The sequence below is a fragment of the Paenibacillus antri genome, from assembly GCF_005765165.1.
Lineage (GTDB): Bacteria > Bacillota > Bacilli > Paenibacillales > YIM-B00363 > Paenibacillus_AE > Paenibacillus_AE antri.
Window position 1 is genome coordinate 352,136 of sequence record NZ_VCIW01000002.1, and the last position, 18,797, is coordinate 370,932.

The following is an 18,797-nucleotide window of genomic DNA, read 5'->3' on the forward strand; positions in this document are numbered from 1 at the left end:
GGTATCCATATGATGCGTTGTCCGAATTGCAATTCGAAAGATATCGGGAAGATCGGCTCCCATCAATTTTATTGCTGGGGCTGCTTCATCGAACTGACCGTGAACGGCGAGAAGATGTCCGTCTACCAAGTGGAAGAGGACGGCACGCTCAGCTCGCTGGACGATTTGTTTTTCCCGGAAGAAGAGATGCCCGAAGTTCACGCGAACTGACGGCGACGCTCGCGATAGTCGTTCCCGCCTCTCGCGGACAAGCCTCTCGGCTTGCCGCGGGAGGTTTTTTTTCGTCCGCGCCTACATATACTGTTACCCAAACCAACTTTCGGACAAGTGGGGGGCGTCTGGCGGTGGAGCAATGGGTCAGAAGCAAATGGTTCGCCGCGCTCGTCTTCGCGCTGTTGTCGCTCGGCGTCGTCTATATGATTCTTCTGATCGGTCCGGCGATCGCGGCGGTGTTCGGCTTTCTGAAGACGGTGCTGCTGCCGTTCGTCGTCGCGTTGATCGTCTCGTACGTGCTGAACCCGATCGTCGGGGCGTTGAACCGCCGCAAGGTGCCGCGAACGATCGCGGTGCTGCTCATCTACGCGGTGTTTATTTTATCGGTGACCGTCGTGCTCATGAACGTCATTCCGATGTTCGTAAAGCAGCTGAACGAGCTGAACGAGCATCTGCCGGAGTTCACGATGCGGGCGCAGAGCATGATCGTCGAGATGAACCGGAACGACTTCCTGCCGGAGGGCGTGCGGATGGGAATCAATAACGCGTTATACGAGGCGGAGCAGCAGCTGGCGGCGTCGATCGCGGACGTGATCGGCCGGCTCGGGGCGACGGTCGGCGCGTTGTTCGTCGCGTTCGTGATCCCTTTTTTGGCGTTTTATATGTTGAAGGATTTCCAGCTGATCGAGAAAACGGTGCTTACGTTCGTACCCACGAACCACAAGCGCCGCACGATCCGCCTCGTCACCGACATCGACAAGGCGCTCGGCAATTACATCCGCGGGCAGCTGATCGTGTGCGTCATTATCGGCGTCCTGGCGTACGTCGGCTATTGGCTGATCGGCGTGCCGTATCCGCTGCTGCTGGCGGCGCTCGTCGCGTTGTTCAACATTATCCCATACTTGGGTCCGTTCATCGGCGCGGCGCCGGCGATCGTCGTGGCATCGACCGTATCGCTGAAGATGGTGATGCTCGTCATCGTCGTCAATTTCGCCTGCCAGCTGATCGAGAGCAATATCGTCTCGCCGCAGGTCGTCGGACGTTCGCTTCATATGCACCCGCTCTTAATTATTTTCGCGCTGCTGGTCGGCGGGGAGCTCGGCGGCGTCGTCGGACTCATCCTCGCGGTGCCGACGTTCGCGGTAGGGAAAGTCATCTACCACCATGTGCGGTTATATTATAAGAACCGGAAGCCGGTGACGTGACGCACGCAAAAACCCCCGAGGCCGCGACGGCTTCGGGGGTCTTTGCGAGGTTTGCAACGATCGGTTTCGAAATCAGGGATAATGAAAATCATTATCAAAGGGATGTTTATAATTTACTATGCGTGTTTCGTTTTGTCAAGCCGACCGGTCTTGTTTTATAATAGGAAAAAGCTGCGCGCCGTGAAGCACACGCCGTTCGCCCTTCGGGGCGGGCGGCGTGTTTGTTTTTCCGGGGCGAGCGTACGTGGAGGAGGATTTTATTGGGATGGACAAAGGTTTCGCGGAGGCGCACGGACGATGGCTGGAACAGCATAAGCAATCGAGGGAGGGGGAGCGGTTAAGGCGGCTCGTCGATGGGCATGCGTATTTAGAGAAAGCGTTTCTTGAGAAGGTGTGGTGGCCGGCATTCGGTACGCTCGACGATCTGCATCCGGAGTACGAGGTAAGCGACTACAATGACGGAAGACGGTATATCGATCACGCATACAAGCCCAACGGGCTCCGTCTGGCGTTAGAAGCGGACGGGTTCAACCCGCATATCCGCGACATCGAGCGGTGGGATCATGCGGATAATGTGTTAAGGGACTTGCATTTGACGGCCGACGGCTGGACGGTGCTGCATTTCTCTTCGGACGTGATCAAGTACCGTTCTCGGCAAGCCCAGCAGCTGCTGCGGCAAATCGTGTGGGGAAGGGAGGGGAGGAGCAGCGGAGAAGAACTTTCGTTGGAAGCGAGGGAGGTGCTGCGTTTCTTAAAACGTCAGGGGGGCGTCGCAGCTCCTAAGGACATCATCGCGCATCTAGGCAAGAGCCCTAATACGGTACGGAAGGCGGTTCATGAGCTGGCGGAGCGCAGCTTGATTCGTCCCGTGAATCCACATGCGAAGGTCGCTAGAGCATACGAAGTCACGCAACGCGGCCGAGGAATTGGTTTGTAACGTGTGTGGGCGATCGTGTCAAAATCTGAGCAGTTCGCGAGAATGGTATCAAATTTTGAGCAGTTAGGTGGGACCGAGGCGATGTGACGGCGAACGATGGGGCATAGACAAGCTGGAACATGTGCTCGTGCGCCGAAATGGTGTCAAAATCTGAGCAGTTCGCGAGAATGGTATCAAATTTTGAGCAGTTTAGCGGGGCAGAGGCGATGTGACGGCGAACGATGGGGCATGGACAAGCTGGAACATGGGCTCGTGCGCCGAAATGGTGTCAAAATCTGAGCAGTTCGCGAGAATGGTTTCAAATTTTGAGCAGTTTAGCGGGGCTGAGGCGGAGTGACGGCGAACGATGGGGCATGGACAAGCTGGAACATGGGCTCGTGCACCGAAATGGTGTCAAAATCTGAGCAGTTCGCGAGAATGGTATCAAATTTTGAGCAGTTAGGCGGGACCGAGGCGAAGTGACGGCAATTGAGGCGGGCGAAGCCGGCGAGGCGGCGCAATTTCGACCCAAAGCCCGATTTGCCAGCGCGAATTGACTTTTCGCGGGGCGAGGCGCTATAATTTATCCAACATATGTCGAAAACGACGATGAAATCGAGTACGCCGCCTCGCCGCGGATCAGAGAACAGGCTTCGGACGCGGATATCCGCCGCGCTCCGGCTGAGAGAGCCTGCCGGACAGGGCGAACGGCCGAACGCTAATTTCGGAGCGCGAACGAACTTCGCCGGTCGAGAGCCGTTATCTTCTCATGCGAGGGTTTCCCGCGGAAGCGAGCGCCAGCGGCCACAACGGCCGATTGCGAGCGGAACGGGATCAACCAGGGTGGTACCGCGATAACGAACATTATCGTCCCTGAATTCAGGGGCGATTTTTTGTTGCATTCACATTCCATCGGAGGGCGTGTTCGTCATGAAAGCAAGCGAAATTCGAAGCAAGTGGCTGCAATTTTTCGAGAGCAAAGGGCATAAGGTCGAGCCGAGCGCGCCGCTCGTGCCGCATAACGATCCGACGCTGCTGTGGATCAACGCGGGCATGGCGCCGCTCAAGCAGTACTTCGACGGCCGCGTCGTGCCGGAAAATCCGCGCATCGCGAACGCGCAGAAGTGCATCCGCACGAACGACATCGAGAACGTCGGCAAGACGCGGCGTCACCATACGTTCTTCGAGATGCTCGGCAACTTCTCGATCGGCGACTATTTTAAAGAAGAGACGATTACGTGGGCGTGGGAATTCCTCACGTCGCCCGAGTGGATCGGCTTCGACAAGGATCGCCTGTCGGTCACGATCCATCCGGAGGACGACGAAGCGTTCCGAATTTGGAACGAGAAGATGGGCATCCCGGCGGAGCGCATCTACAAGCTTGAAGACAACTTCTGGGACATCGGCGAAGGCCCTTGCGGTCCTTGCACCGAGATTTTCTACGACCGCGGCGAGAAATACGGCGATCTGAACGATCCGGAATGCGTGCCCGGCGGGGAAAACGAGCGCTTCCTCGAAGTATGGAACCTCGTCTTCTCGCAGTTCAACCATAACAAGGACGGCTCGTACACGCCGCTGCCGAACAAAAACATCGATACCGGCGCGGGCCTCGAGCGGTTCGCCTCTATTCTCCAGGACGTCGACTCGAACTTCGACACGGATCTGTTCCGTCCGATCATCGACGCGACGTGCGAAATCGCCGGCGTCCGGTACGGCGAGAGCAACGACGTCGACGTCGCGCTGAAGGTCGTCGCGGACCATATCCGCACGGTCGTGTTCTCCGTCGGCGACGGCGTTCTCCCTGGCAACGAAGGCCGAGGCTACGTCATTCGCCGCCTGCTCCGCCGCGCGGTCCGCTACGGCAAGGCGACGCTCGGCGTCGAGAAGCCGTTCATGTACCGCCTCACGAAGGTCGTCGGCGACGTGATGGGCATGTATTACACGGAAGTCGTCGAGAAGCGCGAGTTTATCGAAAAGGTCATCCGCATGGAAGAGGAACGGTTCCATGAGACGTTGACGGACGGCCTCGCGATTCTGACGACGTTGGTCGAATCGGCGAAGGGCGCCGGCCGCAAGACGCTCGACGGCGCGGAAGCGTTCAAGCTGTACGATACGTACGGCTTCCCGTTCGACCTGACCGAGGACTTCGCCGCGGAGCAAGGGCTCGGCGTCGACCGCGAAGGCTTCGATCGCGCGATGGACGAACAGCGCCAGCGCGCGCGGGCGGCTCGCCAAGAGACCGGCAGCATGAAGGTGCAGGGCGGCGCTCTCGCCGACTTCACGGTTAAAAGCGAGTTTGTTGGATATACTGACTTGGTAACGTCTGCTAAAGTGATCGGAATCGTCCAGGGCGACGAGCTGGTCGACATGGCCGGCGCCGGCGAGACGGTCGCCGTCTTGCTCGACCGGACGCCGTTCTACGCGGAGAGCGGCGGTCAGGCGGCAGATAAAGGTACGCTGACCGGCAAGGACGTCTCCGTATCCGTCGAAGAGGTGTCGAAGGCGCCGCACGGACAGCATGTCCACTACGCGACGATCGAACGGGGCGTTCTCCGCGTCGGCGACGAGCTGCAAGCGGCCGTCGCGAGCTCGGACCGGGAAGCAACGATCAAAAATCATACCGCGACGCACCTGTTGCATAAGGCGCTCAAGGAAGTGCTCGGCGAGCACGTCAATCAGGCCGGCTCGCTCGTGCAGCCGGATCGGCTCCGGTTCGACTTCTCGCACATCGCGGCGGTTACGGCGGAAGAGCTGGCCGTCATCGAGCGCAAGGTGAACGAGCAGATCTGGAAGGGCACGGCGCTCGTCATCGAGCAGAAGCCGATCGCCGAAGCGAAAGCGATGGGCGCGATGGCGCTATTCGGCGAGAAGTACGGCGACGTCGTCCGCGTCGTGCAAGTCGGCGACTACAGCATCGAGCTGTGCGGCGGCTGCCACGTCGAGAGCACGTCGCAGATCGGGCTGTTCAAGATCGTCAGCGAGAGCGGCATCGGCTCCGGCATTCGCCGTATTGAAGCGGTGACCGGCAAGGGCGCGTATCTGTACCTCGACAGTCAGCTTCAGCTGCTGCGGGACGGCGCGGCGCTCGTGAAGTCGAGCCCGGCGGAGCTGCCGAAGCGCATCGAAGCGCTGCAAGGCCAGCTGCGCGACGCGCAGAAGGAAATCGACGCGCTTCGCGGCAAGATCGGCTCGCTCGAGGCGGGAAGCCTCGAGAGCCAAGTGCGCCGCGTCGGCGACGTGCCGTTGCTCGCGGCCGCGGTGAACGGCGCGGACATGGATACGCTGCGCGGCATCGCCGACACGATGAAGGCGAAGCTCGGCTCCGTCGTCATCCTGCTCGGCGCCGCGAACGACGGCAAGGTGAACCTGGTCGCGGCCGTCACTCCCGATCTGGTGAAGCGGGGCATCTCGGCAGGCGCGATTGTGAAAGAGGCGGCCGCGATTTGCGGCGGCGGCGGCGGCGGCCGTCCCGACATGGCGCAAGCCGGCGGGAAGGACGCGTCCAAGCTGCCGGAGGCGCTCAAGTCGGCGGAGGACTTGCTGGCAAAACAATTGCAATCGTAAGGCTTGTCGAAAAAGGATTTCCGCTTCGCGCACAGAATATAATAAACAATTCCAATTGCAAACGGGGGTGCCGGTATGAATTCCATGGACAAAACGATGAAGTACGAACGCCAGCCCGACGCGCAAGAGGCGTCTGCGCAAGAAGTGCTGCTCGCCGTCTACGACGCGCTGCAAGAGAAAGGGTATAACCCGATCAACCAAATCGTTGGATATTTATTATCCGGCGACCCGGCGTATATACCGCGTCACGACAACGCCCGAAGCCTCATCCGCAAGCGGGAGCGCGACGAACTCATCGAAGAGCTCGTTCGGTTTTACGTCGGCCATCACCGCTGATGCGCATCATGGGCATCGATTACGGCGACCGCCAGATCGGCGTCGCCGTCAGCGACGAGCTGTTTCTCACGGCGCAAGGGGTGACCACGCTCCGCAACTCCGGCGACGAACGGGTGCTGCACGACATCGCGAAGCTGGCGAAGGAATACGGCGTGACCGAGCTGGTCGTCGGACTGCCGAAGAACATGAACGGCACGATCGGTCCGCGGGGCGAGCTTGCGCAAGCGTTCGCGCGCGACCTCGGCGAGACGGCCGGCTTGCCCGTTACGATGTGGGACGAACGGCTGACGACGATGTCCGCGCAGCGTACCTTGATCGAAGCGGACGTCAGCCGGAAGAAGCGCAAGGAAGTCATCGACCGAATGGCGGCGGCGCTCATTTTGCAAAATTACATGGATTCCCGGAGACGCTAACGAGGGCGAGCATGGATCAAATCCGACAAAAACGCTGAAGAGGTGACTGGAATGGCAGATCAGAAGCACGAGCATGACGACGCGGAAGCGCTGGAGCCGGAAATCATTTATATTCCGGACGAAGAAGGCAACGAGGAAGAGTTCGAAGTCATTATGAAGTTCGAGGTCGACGGCTCGGATCACAAGTACATGATGGTCGTTCCGCTCGAAGGCGGCGAAGAGGACACCGACGAAGTGTACGCGTTCCGCTACGAAGAAGAAGGCGACGAGCTGAAGCTGTACACGATCGACGACGAAGAGGAATGGAACTTGGTCGAAGAGACGTTCAATACGCTGCTTGAGGAAATGGAAGGCGCGGAATCCTAGGAGGCAACCATGTCCGAATACACGCTAGACAACGTCGTTCGCGCGAATCGGCTGCGGGAGACGTACGGGGACGACATCGTTCTGTTCGAGGACGACGACGCGGAAGGCGAGCGGGTGCATAAGATCGTGTTGGAATTCGATCTCGGCGATCGCTCCTACGTCGTGCTTCGTCCCGAGGACGCCGCCGCCGACGAAGACGACGAGACGTCGGTCTTCCGGGTGACGCCCGCGGGCGAAGGCGAGTTCGAGATCGAAACGATCGAGGACGACGAGGAATGGGAGAACGTCTCCGAGCTCGTCGACGAGATGACGGTTTCGTTTTCCAAAGAATAGATCGGAAGGAAGATGAGCGGCGAATCCGTCGCTCTTTTTCCTGTTTTCAGGGGGGACTATAGAAACGTATGTGGAAGCTACTTAAGGTCTTGCTGCTGCTCGTCGTGATCGCGGTCGGGGCGGCGGCGGGGCTTGGGTATTACGTCATGGAGCAGCTGAAACCCGCGGCGTCGGCGCAAGAGGTCGAGTTCACGATCCCGGCGGGCACGTCGTCGGCGGAAATCGCGAATATTTTGGAAGAACACGGATTGATTCGGAACGCACTTATTTTTTCCGCTTACTTGAAATACAAGAACATCGGCACCGGCTTCCAGGCGGGCACGTACGCGATGACGCCGGGCACCGACATCCAGGACATTATCGCGCGGCTGAACGCCGGAGACACCGTCGCGGAGGAGACGATCCGGGTGACGATCCCGGAAGGCTACACCGTGCGGCAGGCGATCGCGGCGCTCGTCCAGGCAGGCTTCTCGGAGGAAGCGCTGCTCGAGGTGGCGAACGATCCGGGCGTCTTTGCGGCCGTCTCGTCCGGCGAGGCGCCGATGCGAGCGGGACAAATTCCGCAGAGCGAGCTGTACCGGTTCCCGCTCGAGGGGTATTTATTTCCGGAAACCTATGAATTCCGGAAAGACGTGACGGCGTTCGACGCGCTGCGGCGCATCGCTGGAGAACTCGACCGGAAATTGGCCGCGCTGCCCGAGGGCTGGGAGGCGCAGCTCGAGAAGAACGGCGTGACGTTCCACGAGCTGATGACGATCGCGTCGCTCGTCGAGCGAGAGGTCGTGGCGGATTCGGAACGCGCGTTGGTGGCGGGCGTCATTTACAATCGAATCGCGGCGAACATGCCGCTGCAGATCGACGCGACCGTACAATATTTGTTCGACGAACAGAAGGAACGGCTGCTCGAGAAGGATTTGCAAATCGAGAGCCCGTACAATACGTACTTGAACGCGGGCTTGCCGCCGGGACCGATCGCGAGCCCGGGGCTGGCGTCGATCGAAGCCGCCCTATATCCGGAGGCGTCCGAATATTTGTTTTATGTCACCAAGAAGGACGGAACCGGCGAGCATTATTTCGGTAAGACGTATCAGGAGCATCTCAAGAACATCGAGAAAAGCAAGAAATCATAGGAGCAAGCGGCGAAGAAGCAAGCGGCGCTTGCTTCTTTTTACGTTTTATTCACATTTTTTCGAAGGTGGAAGGGTTTCCAGTCGGGGGTGTCGAATATAGTCGAGACGACTCGAAGGGTGACCTTCGGCATACTCCGAAAGGGTGGAACTAATGAAGAACAGGCCGAAAATGCTAACTTTCCTAGAGAGGAGCAAGTCGAACGAACCGGGAAGCTCCAAATCGCCGGAGCGGATGAACAAGACTACCATCGATCCGACTCGTTCGATCGGGATGCGACTGTTTCTTTATTTTTTCCTGGTTATCGTCGTATCCGTATCCTGCGTAGGTTTTCTTTCCTATGACCGCTCCCGCCAGTTGATCGAGACGCAGGTCGAGGACGCGAAGCGGTTGACCGCGGTTCAAGCCGCGGACAAGATGGAGCTCGTGCTGCAGCAATACGAAGATACGTCGCTCGAGATAATGCTGCTTCCCGAAATCGCCGAATTGTCCACGTCTTACCGGCTGTACCCGGACGATATTATGAGACAGCTGGAAGTCCGGCGCGAATTGGAAACGAGATTGAACACATATACGTTCTCCGACAGCTCGATCGCGTCCGTCCATCTATTGTCCTTGGATGACGTGATGCCCTCGATGTCGATCGGCGGTCCGACGCCGTCGGACATCTCCGAGGCTCCTTGGTTTCAAGCGGCTTTGCAGAACGACGGCAAGGGGGTCTGGATCCCTTCGACGGCGGATGGCCCGTCCGGCACGCTGACGTCGGTCGCGTTCGGGTATGCCCGCGTGATTAAAGATCAGGGCACGTTCAACGCCAGTTACGTCTACCTGATGGAGCTTCGCGAAAGCCGACTGCAAGAGGTCGTCGCAGGAGCGCTGGGCGAAGGGGCTCGGATGTATCTGCTGGACGCTTCGGGCAACGTCGTGTCTTCCGACGACAAAGCCGAGATCGGTACGCCGTTCGCGATCCCCTTGCAAGGCGACAGCGCCGCATTGGAAGAGACGATCGAAGGGCAAGAGATGCTCATCGCGCACAGCCAACTGACCGGCGGCTGGCGGTTGGTCGGCGTTCAGCCGTTCGCGCCTCTGGTCGCCGGCACGCAGACGATCTGGAACGTAACGATCGGCATGCTCGTCGCCGGCATCGTCGCCGCGATCGTGATCGGGTTCATGGTCGCCCGACAGATCGGCACGCCGCTGCGCCGCATGAGCGGGCTGATGAAGCAGGCCGAGGGCGGCGACTTAGCCGTACAGTCCCCATATGCGAAGCGCAGGGACGAGATCGGAACGCTGGCGACGGGCTTTAACGAGATGCTAGCGAACATCCGCGCGCTCGTCGAGGATTCGCACGCTTCGGTGCGGGACGTAATGAGCACGGCGGAGGAGCTCGGCGAAGCGTCCCGCCGAACGGCGACGTCGGCGAAGGAGATCGCCATCGCGACGGAGCAGATCGCCATCGGCGCCTCCAACGTGGCGGTCGAAGCCGAGAAGGTCACGGACGTGACGAGCGACATGGGCAGCAAGATGGCGACCACCGTCCAAGCGAACGAGCATATGGCTTCCGCCGCGGCGGACATTCGCGAGTCGAGCCGCCAAGGCGCGGAGTATATGCGCGAGCTGAGCGAGAAGACGGCCGAAACCGAGCAGCTAACGGTATCGATGGTAAGCAAGGTGGAAGAGCTGCAGAAGAGCACGGCGTCGATCCGCGATATTTTGGCGTTGTTGAACAACATCACGAAGCAGACGAATATTTTGTCGCTGAACGCGACGATCGAGGCGGCGCGCGCCGGAGAAGCCGGACGAGGCTTCATGGTGGTCGCGGACGAAATTCGCAAGCTCGCGGATCAATCGAAGCAGTCGATCGAGACGGTCGCCACGATTACGGACCGGATTCGCTCGGAGATCGAGGAGACGGTCGGCTTGATGGGTCGGGCGTATCCGCTGTTCCAAGAGCAGATCGCGTCGGTGAAGCAGTCGAACGAAATTTTCTTGTCGGTGAACGACCGGATGGCCGAATTCACGACGCAGCTCGACGCGGTGTCCGACGCGGTGCTGCAGCTCGAGACGACGCAGCGGACGTTGTCCGAAGCGATGTCGAGCGTCAGCGCGGTCGCCGAGGAGTCGTCGGCCACGACCGAGGAGGTCGCGAGCCTCAGCACGGACCAGCTGCAGGTCGGCGAGTCGCTCGTCGGGTTGGCGGGACGACTCGAGGACGTATCGAAGCGTCTTCGCGACACGCTGAATAAGTTCCGATTGTAATTTCGACACGACGTTCCACGCCGCCCTTGCGCTCGCAGGGGCGGCGTTTGCGCGACCGGGGCGATGCGTATACTGGGGATAAAGTCCTATTTTCTTCGGAAAATGTCCTCGGAGGTCGCGCCTTATGCGCTTGCATCGGTTATTTCACGTCTTGCTGGCGTTCACGCTCGGCATCGGCCTGCTCGCCGGCCGACTGCTCTGGCTGCAAACCTGGGGCGGCGCTGCCCCCAGGGGGAGCGCCGCGGCGGACGCGACGGCGATGTCCGTCCGCCAACGGGCGCAAGGCGTCACCTTGGATCCCGGACGCGGGCATATCGCCGATCGATCCGGCGAGCCGTTGACCGGCGTGACGGTGGAAGGGCTGCTGCTGCTGCCGGGGGGAGCGGAACGCCTGACGGAGTCCGAGCGGAGACAGCTGGCGCGCATCTTGAACGTCTCTCCGATGCGGCTGTCGGACGAATGGCGGAAGGCGGACCGGCCGACGTGGTGGAATCCGGGCGCCCGCGACGGGGGAGCTTCGCCCGCCCCGCTAACGCGGGAGCAGGCCGAGGCGATTCGCCGGCTTCGACTCGCCGGGGCGACGGTCGCTTCCGCGGTGAAGCGGTATCCGGAGGCGCGCATCGCGGCGCATCTCGTCGGCTTCGTCGCCGAGCAGCCGGAGCGGATGACGGCGTTATACGAGAAGCAGCTCGTCGACGGCCAGCTTTCGTTATCCACGCCGATCGGCGCCGCGGGCCTCGAGCTCGCGTTCGACAGGCTGCTGCATGGCGCGGGGGAATCGCGGATCGTGTCGTATATCGACGGCCATGGCGCGGGACTCGACGGACTCGGCGTCAAGACGGTCGGCTCGTCGAACCCGTATTATCCGCTGCGTTTGATCACTACCGTGGACGCGGCGGCGCAGCGGGCGGTCGAAGCCGCGGCGGACGCCGCCGGCTTGGACAAAGGCGCCGTGGTCGTCCTGGACGCGGCGACGTCCGACATCGTCGCGATGGCGAGCCGGCCGGCGTACGAAGCCGAGCGGCTGTCTCCGCAGGGAGACGACTGGGCCAATCGAGCGATTCGCGCCGTCGCGCCCGGCTCGATCATGAAGTCGTTCGTGGCCGCGGTGGCGCTGGAGGAGGGCGTCGTCCGACCCGACGAGACGTTCGATTGCGACGGCACGTACGGCCGTTATGGCCTAACCTGCTGGAAGGAGGGCGGGCACGGGCATATTACGTTCGCCGAGGCGCTTGCGGCGTCGTGCAACATCGCGTTCGCGGAGGTGGGCGAGCGGCTGGACGGGGAGACGCTTCAGCGGTATGCAGGCGCGCTAGGCGTGATCGGGACCGTCGGTTGGAAAGGCGTCTCCGACGTGGACGGCCGGCCGCTGTCTCAGCTGCCTGAGGAGCAGGCGAACCGTCTGTTCGCCGCGTCTCCCTCGGACGCCGACGGCGGCATCCTCGCCCAGACCGCGATCGGGCAGCGCGATACGCGCTGGACGCCGCTCGCGGCCGCCAATTGGATGGCGACGCTGGCCCGGGGCGGCGCGCCGGCTTCGCCGCGGGCGGCGGCGGAGCTGCGCTACGCGGACGGCCACGCCGTGGAGCGATACGCCGCGAAGGCGCTGCCGGGCGGGGCGGCCGCGATCTCGCCCCGAACGACGCGCTTGGTGCGCGGCATGCTCGAAGGCGTCGTGCAAAGCGGCACGGGCGCGTCGCTCCGGAACGCGTCGTGGCCGCTTGCGGGCAAGTCCGGCACGGCGGAGGCGACGGCGGGCGGCCGGGATGTCGTGCACCAGTGGTTCGCGGGCTACGGCCCGGTCGATCGGCCGCGGTACGCGGTCGCGGTGCTGGCGGAGAGCCGTCCGCTCGGTTCCGCGAACCGGGCGACGGCCGTGTTCAAGGCCGTTATGGAGGCGCTGGCGGCGCTCCCGGAGTAGGGGCGCCGCTTGGCATTGGAAAAGCAGTTATTTGCTGAAAACTGCCATTTCCAATGTTATAATAATCTTCATGCGGTTGAGTTACGCTAACGAGACCGCGGTCAAGGGAGAGTTCGGCTAGGGGGAACGTGGGTGAGCAATATTATATTGTACTTATTTTACTTTTTTACGTTTTACGCGTTTCTTCCGGGGATTATCAGCCGTTTGTTCGGCTTTCGCGTGTTTAAGCGGGGCTTGTCCGATACCGAAATCAGTCTGACGTTCGACGACGGGCCGGATCCGGAGCACACGCCTCGATTGCTCGATCTGCTGAAGAAGCATGACGTGAAGGCGACGTTCTTCGTCGTCGGCAAGCATGCGGAGGCGCAGCCCGACATCGTCGAAAGGATGCATCGCGAGGGGCATTCCATCGGCATCCATAACTATTCGCACCGGAGCAATTGGGTGATGCGGCCGAAGTCGGTGGCGCGCCATGTGCGGATGACGTCGGAGGCGATCGAGCGCATGACGGGCGAAAAGCCTAAGTTTTATCGGCCTCCGTGGGGCATTATGAATTTGTTCGACTTCGCGAGCCGCAGCCGCATGCAGGTCGTGCTTTGGTCGGCGATGCCCGGCGATTGGCGAGTTTCGACCGGCGCGAAGAAAATCGAGAACCGGATGATGAAGTCCCTTAAGGGCGGTGAGGTATACTTGCTGCACGATTGCGGCAACACGTTCGGAGCGGATCGGGAGGCGCCGCGCAACACGATCGAGGCGTTGGAGCGTTTCATCCCCGCCGCGCTGGAGCGAGGCTTCTCGTTCGTCCGAGTGGACGACCTGATGCAATCGACCGCGAAGGCGAAGTCGAAGGCGAAGCGGGAGGCCGGGCCGATCCGCAAGACGATCGTCGGCGCATGGCTGCTCTGGGAGCGGGCGTTCCACGCGCTGTTCCGGTTAGAGTCTGCGATCCCCGGCGATTCGAAGAGTTTCCTCTTCTATCGGGTGACGGCGTACCACGGCCAGACGGTGCCGCTTCCCGGTGGGGAGACGCTGCGATCCGGCGACAAAATCGTGGAGCTGCATATGAACAACGAGCTGCTATATGAGTTCGGCCGTAAAGCCAGATCGACGCTGCAGCTGGCGATCCAGCTCATTCGGGCGATGGAGCGCACGATGCCGCAATTGGCGGCTTCGGTGCTTCAACGCAGCGATGCTCCGAGCATCAAGGCGGTCGTCGGCACCTCGATGGTGAATCGGGGCGTAGAACAATTCGGATTTACGGTCGTGGAGTTGCCGAAGGGACTGTTCGCCTCCGCGACGAGACTGTACTTGAAATGTCTTCTTTCCGTTATTCATCCGCAAGGCAAAGACCGACTCGGAGAACGCTCGGAGATGCTGATCCCCAAGATGATCGCTCTATCTTCGACGGAGCTGATCCGCCGCTACGGCGAAGCGGTAAGCGAGGTCGCTGCGGGAGAGGTCGAAGCGACGAACGGGCATATGGCATAAGCGAAAGAGAACGAATAGAACCGTTGGGCGAAAGCCTGATGGTTCTTTTTTATATAACATTTCGTGTGAGTAAAGGAATCATGGGACATGATGTAGAACAATTTGGAAAATAAGTTGCCGATCATGGGGGCCGAGGAGGATTCGCGATGAAGCCGAAGTACGGGGCGGGCGTGTTGAAACAAGAGATCGTAAAAATATACAACTCCATTAATCAAGAAATTTTCGGCATCGGCATCAAATCTCAACGTATCGACATCGTCGGCGACAAAGTGTATATTTTCGCTACGCATAAGCGGATTCCCGCTCTGAAAATTCTCGATGCCGAACATCGCAGTCTCACGGCCAGCGTGGATATGCTCGTCATGGAGGCGAACAAACGGATGCTGAAGGATCAGCTCGAACGGCAGTTGGGACTCGAGGTGCTCTCGGTATTAAAGGATTACGATCCGAAGTCGGAAATATCCGGAACGATCATTATGTTTAAAGAATCCATCGAATGACGAGAAAACAATGGGAACAATACGTTAAATAATATAACGTAAATTTAAGAAAATAATACAATAAGCTTGACTACCACAAAACAAAGCGTTATATTATCTAACAACAAGGTAATGATTACCTTGCGAATAGGTAACCGACGTTGGCGATTGCAGGGGTTTCATCCTTCTGAAAATAGGAGAGACGGGATCTCAGCCGCAGCCACGCAATAAACCATAGCAGGTAATAGAGAACTCCGGCAGGAGAGCTTTAAAACCGCTGATTGTGACATATCTGGGGCATTCATGGCCCATGTATGCTCATGATTGTGCGGTTTTTTTGCATTCTTTGTTGCCTTACCGACGAGAGGTGAGAGCGAATGACCGTCGAACGGTCGGAAACCGATGTAACGAGCGTCTTGCAGGCGCTGAATCACATTTCCAGAGGAAGGATGGTGATGGATTGGAACGAGGTTACCTCGGGATCGAACCCGTATGTCGTGACGAAAACGTCGAACATTCCGGGCAAGAGCGTCATAGAAATTCCCGGCCTCATCTTCGGCGACAAGCGGAAGCGGGTATCGCGGATCGGCGTCGGAATGACGCTGACGGAGTCGATGATCGAGCTGGCCTCCGCGCTTCGGTTGGATGTGCTGGTCGTACATCATCCGGTTGCGGAAGCGGCTAACTCGGGAGGCGTGCCGTTCGCCGATTATTTGCCGTTGTACGGTCTGTCCATTATCGAAATGCACGAGGCGTTTCACGGTTTGCATCCCGGTCTCACTTTCCTTCACGGACATCGGAAGTTGAAGACCGACACCTCGTTCGGCGGCATCCCCGGCAATGTGCTTCATAAAGGGGTCGCGTTCGAGGAGGTTCGGACGGCCGGAGATATTTTGAACCGGATCGGGGAGTGGATGGGCAGGGAGATCGATCGCGATCTGTTGGAGGCCGAAAGGGCGATCAGGGGAGAGTCGGCATTGGAAGAAGCGACGCTCTCCAATCCGGCAAAGCTGCTGAGCGGGACGCCGGACAGTCCGGTGAAGCATGTGCTTCATTTCTTCCCGCACACCGGCTTTTCCTTAGAGCATCTGGAATCGGCGCTCGCGATGTACCCGGAAACCGACACGATTATCGTCAGCATCAGCCGGGTTCGGGAAGATCACGAGTTCGTTAAGCTGGCTCGGCGAAGAGGTCTGACTTTCATCGTCGGTAACCCCCATTCCGTAGAAATCTGGGAGAATGGGCTGCCGCTGGCCTACGCCTTGGAGATGCTGCTGCCGCAGACGGAGGTCGTCTTGTTGCGGGAGCGCATGACGGCCGTGCCGCTTCGGAATATCGGTCATGCCAAGATGGTGGAGTACGGCAAGGCGATCGCGGAGACGCATCTCGTCTCCGGCGTCAGTCGAGCCGTGTACATATAAACAATTATTGGGAGGAAGAGAACCATGGGGAAGAGAATTCGAACCGCAATCGCTGTACTGTCGGCAACGCTGCTTGTATTAACCGCCTGTGCGTCTGCGGAGCCGACGACGAGCTCAAGTCAACCGCCCGCCGCCGAACCCGCGGCCGAAGCGCCCGCGGAAACGCCCGCAGAAGAGCCGAAGGCGGAGGCGCCGAAGGAGCCGGTGACCGTACGCTTCTCGGAGGTCATCCGCTCCATCTTCTATGCGCCGCACTATGCGGCGATGTCGCAGGGCTTCTTCGAGGAAGAGGGCATCGTCGTCGACATGAATACGGCGCAAGGCTCGGATAAAGGGGCTGCCGCCCTTATTGCGGGCGTCGCGGATATTTCGCTCGTCGGCCCGGAGACGGCGATCTATATCTATAATCAAAAGGGCGACAAGACGCTGAAAATTTTCCATCAGCTGACGATGAAGGACGGGTCCTTCTTGCTCTCTCGCGAAAAGCTGGATTCCTTCGAGTGGAGCGATCTGGAAGGGAAATCGGTCTTGGGCTGGCGCCCGGGAAGCGCGCCGCAGATGGTCATGAATTCGAAGCTGATCCAGGAGAACATCGCCGCCGAAGTCATCACGAACGTGGCTTCCCCGGCGATGGCGGGAGCATTCGCCAGCGGTCAAGGCGATTTCATTCAGCTGTTCGAGCCGGTCGCCTCCACGTTGGAGAAGGAAGGAAAAGCGTATTACGTAGCCTCTATGGGCGAGTCGTTCGGCGCCTTCCCGGAGACGTCCTACGTGGCGACGTCCGATTATATCAGAGACAATCCCGAGGTCGTTCAAGGCTTCGTCAATGCGGTGGCGAAAGGCGCGGCTTGGCTGAAAACGGCTTCCAAGGAAGACATCTCCGCGGCGCTGATGCCGTTCTTCGAAGGGACGCCCGAGGATTTGATCCTTCAATCCGTCGAGCGGTACATGGCCCAAGACACTTGGCCGGCGAAGCCGGAGCTGACGCCGGAAGCGTTCGAGACGCTCCAGAGCGTCCTAATCGAGAACGGCGTTCTGAAGCCGGAAGAAAAAATCGCGGACATGGGCGAAGTCGTCGACATGACGTTCGTAAACGCTATGAAGGAGTGATCCGATGGCGCAAATCGAGTTGAGGGACATCAGTTTACACTATTTTACGACGAAGCAGGAGACGGAAGCGCTGCGGGATATTCAGTTATCCGTCGAAGCCGGAGAATTCATTAGCATCGTGGGACCGAGCGGCTGCGGGAAGAGCACGCTGCTCTCCCTCGTCTCCGGCATGATCCGGCCGACGAAGGGGAAGGTGCTGATCGACGGGACGGAGGTATCCGGCGTATCGCCGAAGGTCGGTTACATGCTGCAGCACGACCATCTGTTCGAGTGGCGAGACGTGTTGAGCAACTTGCTCGTCGGAGCGGAGGTACGACGGATGGACTTGAAGAAGGCCGAACGGAAGGCGCTCGAGCTGCTTGGCCGGTATGGGCTCGACGGCTTCGCCCGTCACAATCCCGCTCAACTGTCGGGCGGAATGCGCCAGCGGGTCGCGCTCATTCGCACCCTCGTGACGGAGCCGGACATCCTGCTGCTCGACGAACCGTTCTCGGCGTTGGATTACCAAACCCGCCTGTCGCTGTCCGATGAAATCTTCAACATTATCAAAGATCAGGGAAAGACGGCCGTGCTCGTTACGCACGATATTTCGGAAGCGATCGGAATGGGGGATCGCGTGATGGTCATGTCGAAGCGCCCAAGTACGATATCTTCGATCTATTCGATCCGGTTCGACGAGGGCGAAGGCCTGCCGCCTTGGCGCAAACGGAGCGCGGCCCGGTACAACCAATATTTCAACGAAATATGGAGGGAGCTGGAGGGTCATGTCGTCTCTGCCGGTTAGCGAGCCGAACGTTACCGCCGAAGCCGTCCGGAAGCCGTCCGCATCGCCGCAATATGAAGCGTATCTCCGAACGCAGAAGCGGAATCAAAGGGCGATCCGACTCGCTCGATTGGCCGTATTCGCCGTGCTGTTGGCGTTATGGGAGCTGGCTGCGGAGCGGCGTTGGGTCGATCCGATGCTGACGAGTCAGCCGTCGAGGCTAATGAGGTCGTTCCAGGAGTTAGCGTTCGAGGGCTCGCTGTTCCATCATACATGGGTGACGAGTCTGGAGACGATGATCGGCATCGCCGTCTCGATGGTTCTCGGGTCGGCGATCGCGGTCGTCTTTTGGTGGTCGACGTTCGCTTCCAAAGTTTTGGAGCCGTACGTCGTCGTGCTGAACGCGCTCCCGAAGGTCGCCCTCGGCCCGATCTTTTATATCTGGCTTGGCGATCGGTTTTCCGTATACGGCATGGCGATCGCGATTTCCATCATCGTCACGATCATGATGATCGAAAGCGGCTTTAAGGAGATCAGCCGAACGAAGCTAAAGCTGATGGAATCGCTCGGAGCGAGTCGATTCCAGATGCTGCGGATGGTTTTGCTGCCCGCAAGCGTGCCGAACGTGATTGCGACGCTGAAAGTGAATGTCGGTCTTACGCTGGTCGGGGTCGTGATGGGCGAATTTCTGTCGTCGAAGGCGGGGCTCGGGTATTTGATCATCTACGGCGGCCAGGTGTTTCAGATGGACCTCGTCATGGTCAGCATTATGATGCTCGCGCTGCTGTCCGTGCTGCTGTACGGCATCGTAACGATCGCGGGACATTACGCTCTCAAGAAAAATCATTTCGAAACCTAAGGCGTCATCGTTCCTTGGACGAA

At 59.6% G+C, this 18,797-nt stretch carries 17 protein-coding genes; all 17 read left to right on the forward strand.

What is annotated here, in order from left to right:
* Nucleotides 1-9 precede the first annotated feature (9 nt).
* A complete protein-coding gene (locus FE782_RS04795; protein ID WP_138192911.1) occupies nucleotides 10-210 on the forward strand; it encodes a YrzR-like zinc ribbon domain in 201 nt (66 codons plus the stop codon).
* A gap of 134 nt (nucleotides 211-344) precedes the next feature.
* Entirely contained in the window at nucleotides 345-1,418 is a 1,074-nt protein-coding gene (locus FE782_RS04800) for an AI-2E family transporter (protein ID WP_202914475.1), read from the forward strand.
* Between the two features lie 265 nt (nucleotides 1,419-1,683).
* On the forward strand, nucleotides 1,684-2,355 hold the full coding sequence (locus tag FE782_RS04805; protein ID WP_138192912.1) for a DNA-binding response regulator: 672 nt from the start codon (nucleotides 1,684-1,686) through the stop codon (nucleotides 2,353-2,355).
* 909 nt (nucleotides 2,356-3,264) lie between these two features.
* Complete coding sequence (gene alaS / locus FE782_RS04810) at nucleotides 3,265-5,898, forward strand: alanine--tRNA ligase (RefSeq protein ID WP_138192913.1); 2,634 nt, start codon at nucleotides 3,265-3,267, stop codon at nucleotides 5,896-5,898.
* A 75-nt stretch (nucleotides 5,899-5,973) separates the two neighbouring features.
* Nucleotides 5,974-6,234, forward strand: coding sequence for an IreB family regulatory phosphoprotein (locus tag FE782_RS04815; RefSeq protein WP_138192914.1), 261 nt, complete (start codon nucleotides 5,974-5,976; stop codon nucleotides 6,232-6,234).
* Nucleotides 6,234-6,647: a Holliday junction resolvase RuvX gene (gene ruvX, locus FE782_RS04820; protein WP_138192915.1), complete on the forward strand. Its 414-nt coding sequence runs from the start codon at nucleotides 6,234-6,236 to the stop codon at nucleotides 6,645-6,647. The genes FE782_RS04815 and ruvX overlap by 1 nt, the downstream gene beginning before the upstream one ends.
* A 51-nt stretch (nucleotides 6,648-6,698) precedes the next feature.
* A complete protein-coding gene (locus tag FE782_RS04825) occupies nucleotides 6,699-7,013 on the forward strand; it encodes a DUF1292 domain-containing protein (protein WP_138192916.1) in 315 nt (104 codons plus the stop codon).
* Between the two features lie 9 nt (nucleotides 7,014-7,022).
* Complete coding sequence (locus tag FE782_RS04830) at nucleotides 7,023-7,346, forward strand: DUF1292 domain-containing protein (RefSeq protein ID WP_138192917.1); 324 nt, start codon at nucleotides 7,023-7,025, stop codon at nucleotides 7,344-7,346.
* 68 nt (nucleotides 7,347-7,414) lie between these two features.
* Nucleotides 7,415-8,476 carry an endolytic transglycosylase MltG gene (gene mltG / locus FE782_RS04835; RefSeq protein ID WP_138192918.1) on the forward strand — a complete coding sequence of 354 codons (1,062 nt, stop codon included), beginning with the start codon at nucleotides 7,415-7,417 and terminating at the stop codon, nucleotides 8,474-8,476.
* Between the two features lie 232 nt (nucleotides 8,477-8,708).
* On the forward strand, nucleotides 8,709-10,733 hold the full coding sequence (locus tag FE782_RS04840; protein ID WP_158299255.1) for a methyl-accepting chemotaxis protein: 2,025 nt from the start codon (nucleotides 8,709-8,711) through the stop codon (nucleotides 10,731-10,733).
* 124 nt (nucleotides 10,734-10,857) lie between these two features.
* The gene (locus FE782_RS04845; RefSeq protein ID WP_138192920.1) at nucleotides 10,858-12,654 is read left to right on the forward strand and encodes a peptidoglycan D,D-transpeptidase FtsI family protein; all 1,797 of its coding nucleotides are present in this window, start codon (nucleotides 10,858-10,860) and stop codon (nucleotides 12,652-12,654) included.
* A gap of 132 nt (nucleotides 12,655-12,786) precedes the next feature.
* A complete protein-coding gene (locus tag FE782_RS04850) occupies nucleotides 12,787-14,142 on the forward strand; it encodes a polysaccharide deacetylase family protein (RefSeq protein ID WP_138192921.1) in 1,356 nt (451 codons plus the stop codon).
* A 146-nt stretch (nucleotides 14,143-14,288) separates the two neighbouring features.
* Nucleotides 14,289-14,642, forward strand: a complete 354-nt coding sequence (locus tag FE782_RS04855) for a Na-translocating system protein MpsC family protein (RefSeq protein ID WP_138192922.1) — start codon at nucleotides 14,289-14,291, stop codon at nucleotides 14,640-14,642.
* Between the two features lie 356 nt (nucleotides 14,643-14,998).
* Nucleotides 14,999-16,042: a Nif3-like dinuclear metal center hexameric protein gene (locus tag FE782_RS04860; protein WP_138192923.1), complete on the forward strand. Its 1,044-nt coding sequence runs from the start codon at nucleotides 14,999-15,001 to the stop codon at nucleotides 16,040-16,042.
* A gap of 24 nt (nucleotides 16,043-16,066) precedes the next feature.
* Nucleotides 16,067-17,152, forward strand: coding sequence for an ABC transporter substrate-binding protein (locus FE782_RS04865; protein ID WP_138192924.1), 1,086 nt, complete (start codon nucleotides 16,067-16,069; stop codon nucleotides 17,150-17,152).
* Nucleotides 17,153-17,156: 4 nt separating this feature from the next.
* On the forward strand, nucleotides 17,157-17,936 hold the full coding sequence (locus tag FE782_RS04870) for an ABC transporter ATP-binding protein (RefSeq protein WP_138192925.1): 780 nt from the start codon (nucleotides 17,157-17,159) through the stop codon (nucleotides 17,934-17,936).
* On the forward strand, nucleotides 17,917-18,774 hold the full coding sequence (locus FE782_RS04875) for an ABC transporter permease (protein ID WP_138192926.1): 858 nt from the start codon (nucleotides 17,917-17,919) through the stop codon (nucleotides 18,772-18,774). The genes FE782_RS04870 and FE782_RS04875 overlap by 20 nt, the downstream gene beginning before the upstream one ends.
* Nucleotides 18,775-18,797: the final 23 nt, after the last annotated feature.

Excerpts from the sequence above, each read along its gene's own strand:
- FE782_RS04795 (WP_138192911.1), top strand. The coding sequence starts at position 10 with ATGATGCGTTGTCCGAATTGCAATTCGAAAGATATCGGGAAGATCGGC.
- FE782_RS04805 (WP_138192912.1), top strand. The coding sequence starts at position 1,684 with ATGGACAAAGGTTTCGCGGAGGCGCACGGACGATGGCTGGAACAGCAT.
- alaS (WP_138192913.1), top strand. The coding sequence starts at position 3,265 with ATGAAAGCAAGCGAAATTCGAAGCAAGTGGCTGCAATTTTTCGAGAGC.
- FE782_RS04815 (WP_138192914.1), top strand. The coding sequence starts at position 5,974 with ATGAATTCCATGGACAAAACGATGAAGTACGAACGCCAGCCCGACGCG.
- ruvX (WP_138192915.1), top strand. The coding sequence starts at position 6,234 with ATGCGCATCATGGGCATCGATTACGGCGACCGCCAGATCGGCGTCGCC.
- FE782_RS04825 (WP_138192916.1), top strand. The coding sequence starts at position 6,699 with ATGGCAGATCAGAAGCACGAGCATGACGACGCGGAAGCGCTGGAGCCG.
- FE782_RS04830 (WP_138192917.1), top strand. The coding sequence starts at position 7,023 with ATGTCCGAATACACGCTAGACAACGTCGTTCGCGCGAATCGGCTGCGG.
- mltG (WP_138192918.1), top strand. The coding sequence starts at position 7,415 with ATGTGGAAGCTACTTAAGGTCTTGCTGCTGCTCGTCGTGATCGCGGTC.
- FE782_RS04840 (WP_158299255.1), top strand. The coding sequence starts at position 8,709 with ATGAACAAGACTACCATCGATCCGACTCGTTCGATCGGGATGCGACTG.
- FE782_RS04845 (WP_138192920.1), top strand. The coding sequence starts at position 10,858 with ATGCGCTTGCATCGGTTATTTCACGTCTTGCTGGCGTTCACGCTCGGC.
- FE782_RS04855 (WP_138192922.1), top strand. The coding sequence starts at position 14,289 with ATGAAGCCGAAGTACGGGGCGGGCGTGTTGAAACAAGAGATCGTAAAA.
- FE782_RS04860 (WP_138192923.1), top strand. The coding sequence starts at position 14,999 with ATGACCGTCGAACGGTCGGAAACCGATGTAACGAGCGTCTTGCAGGCG.
- FE782_RS04865 (WP_138192924.1), top strand. The coding sequence starts at position 16,067 with ATGGGGAAGAGAATTCGAACCGCAATCGCTGTACTGTCGGCAACGCTG.
- FE782_RS04870 (WP_138192925.1), top strand. The coding sequence starts at position 17,157 with ATGGCGCAAATCGAGTTGAGGGACATCAGTTTACACTATTTTACGACG.
- FE782_RS04875 (WP_138192926.1), top strand. The coding sequence starts at position 17,917 with ATGTCGTCTCTGCCGGTTAGCGAGCCGAACGTTACCGCCGAAGCCGTC.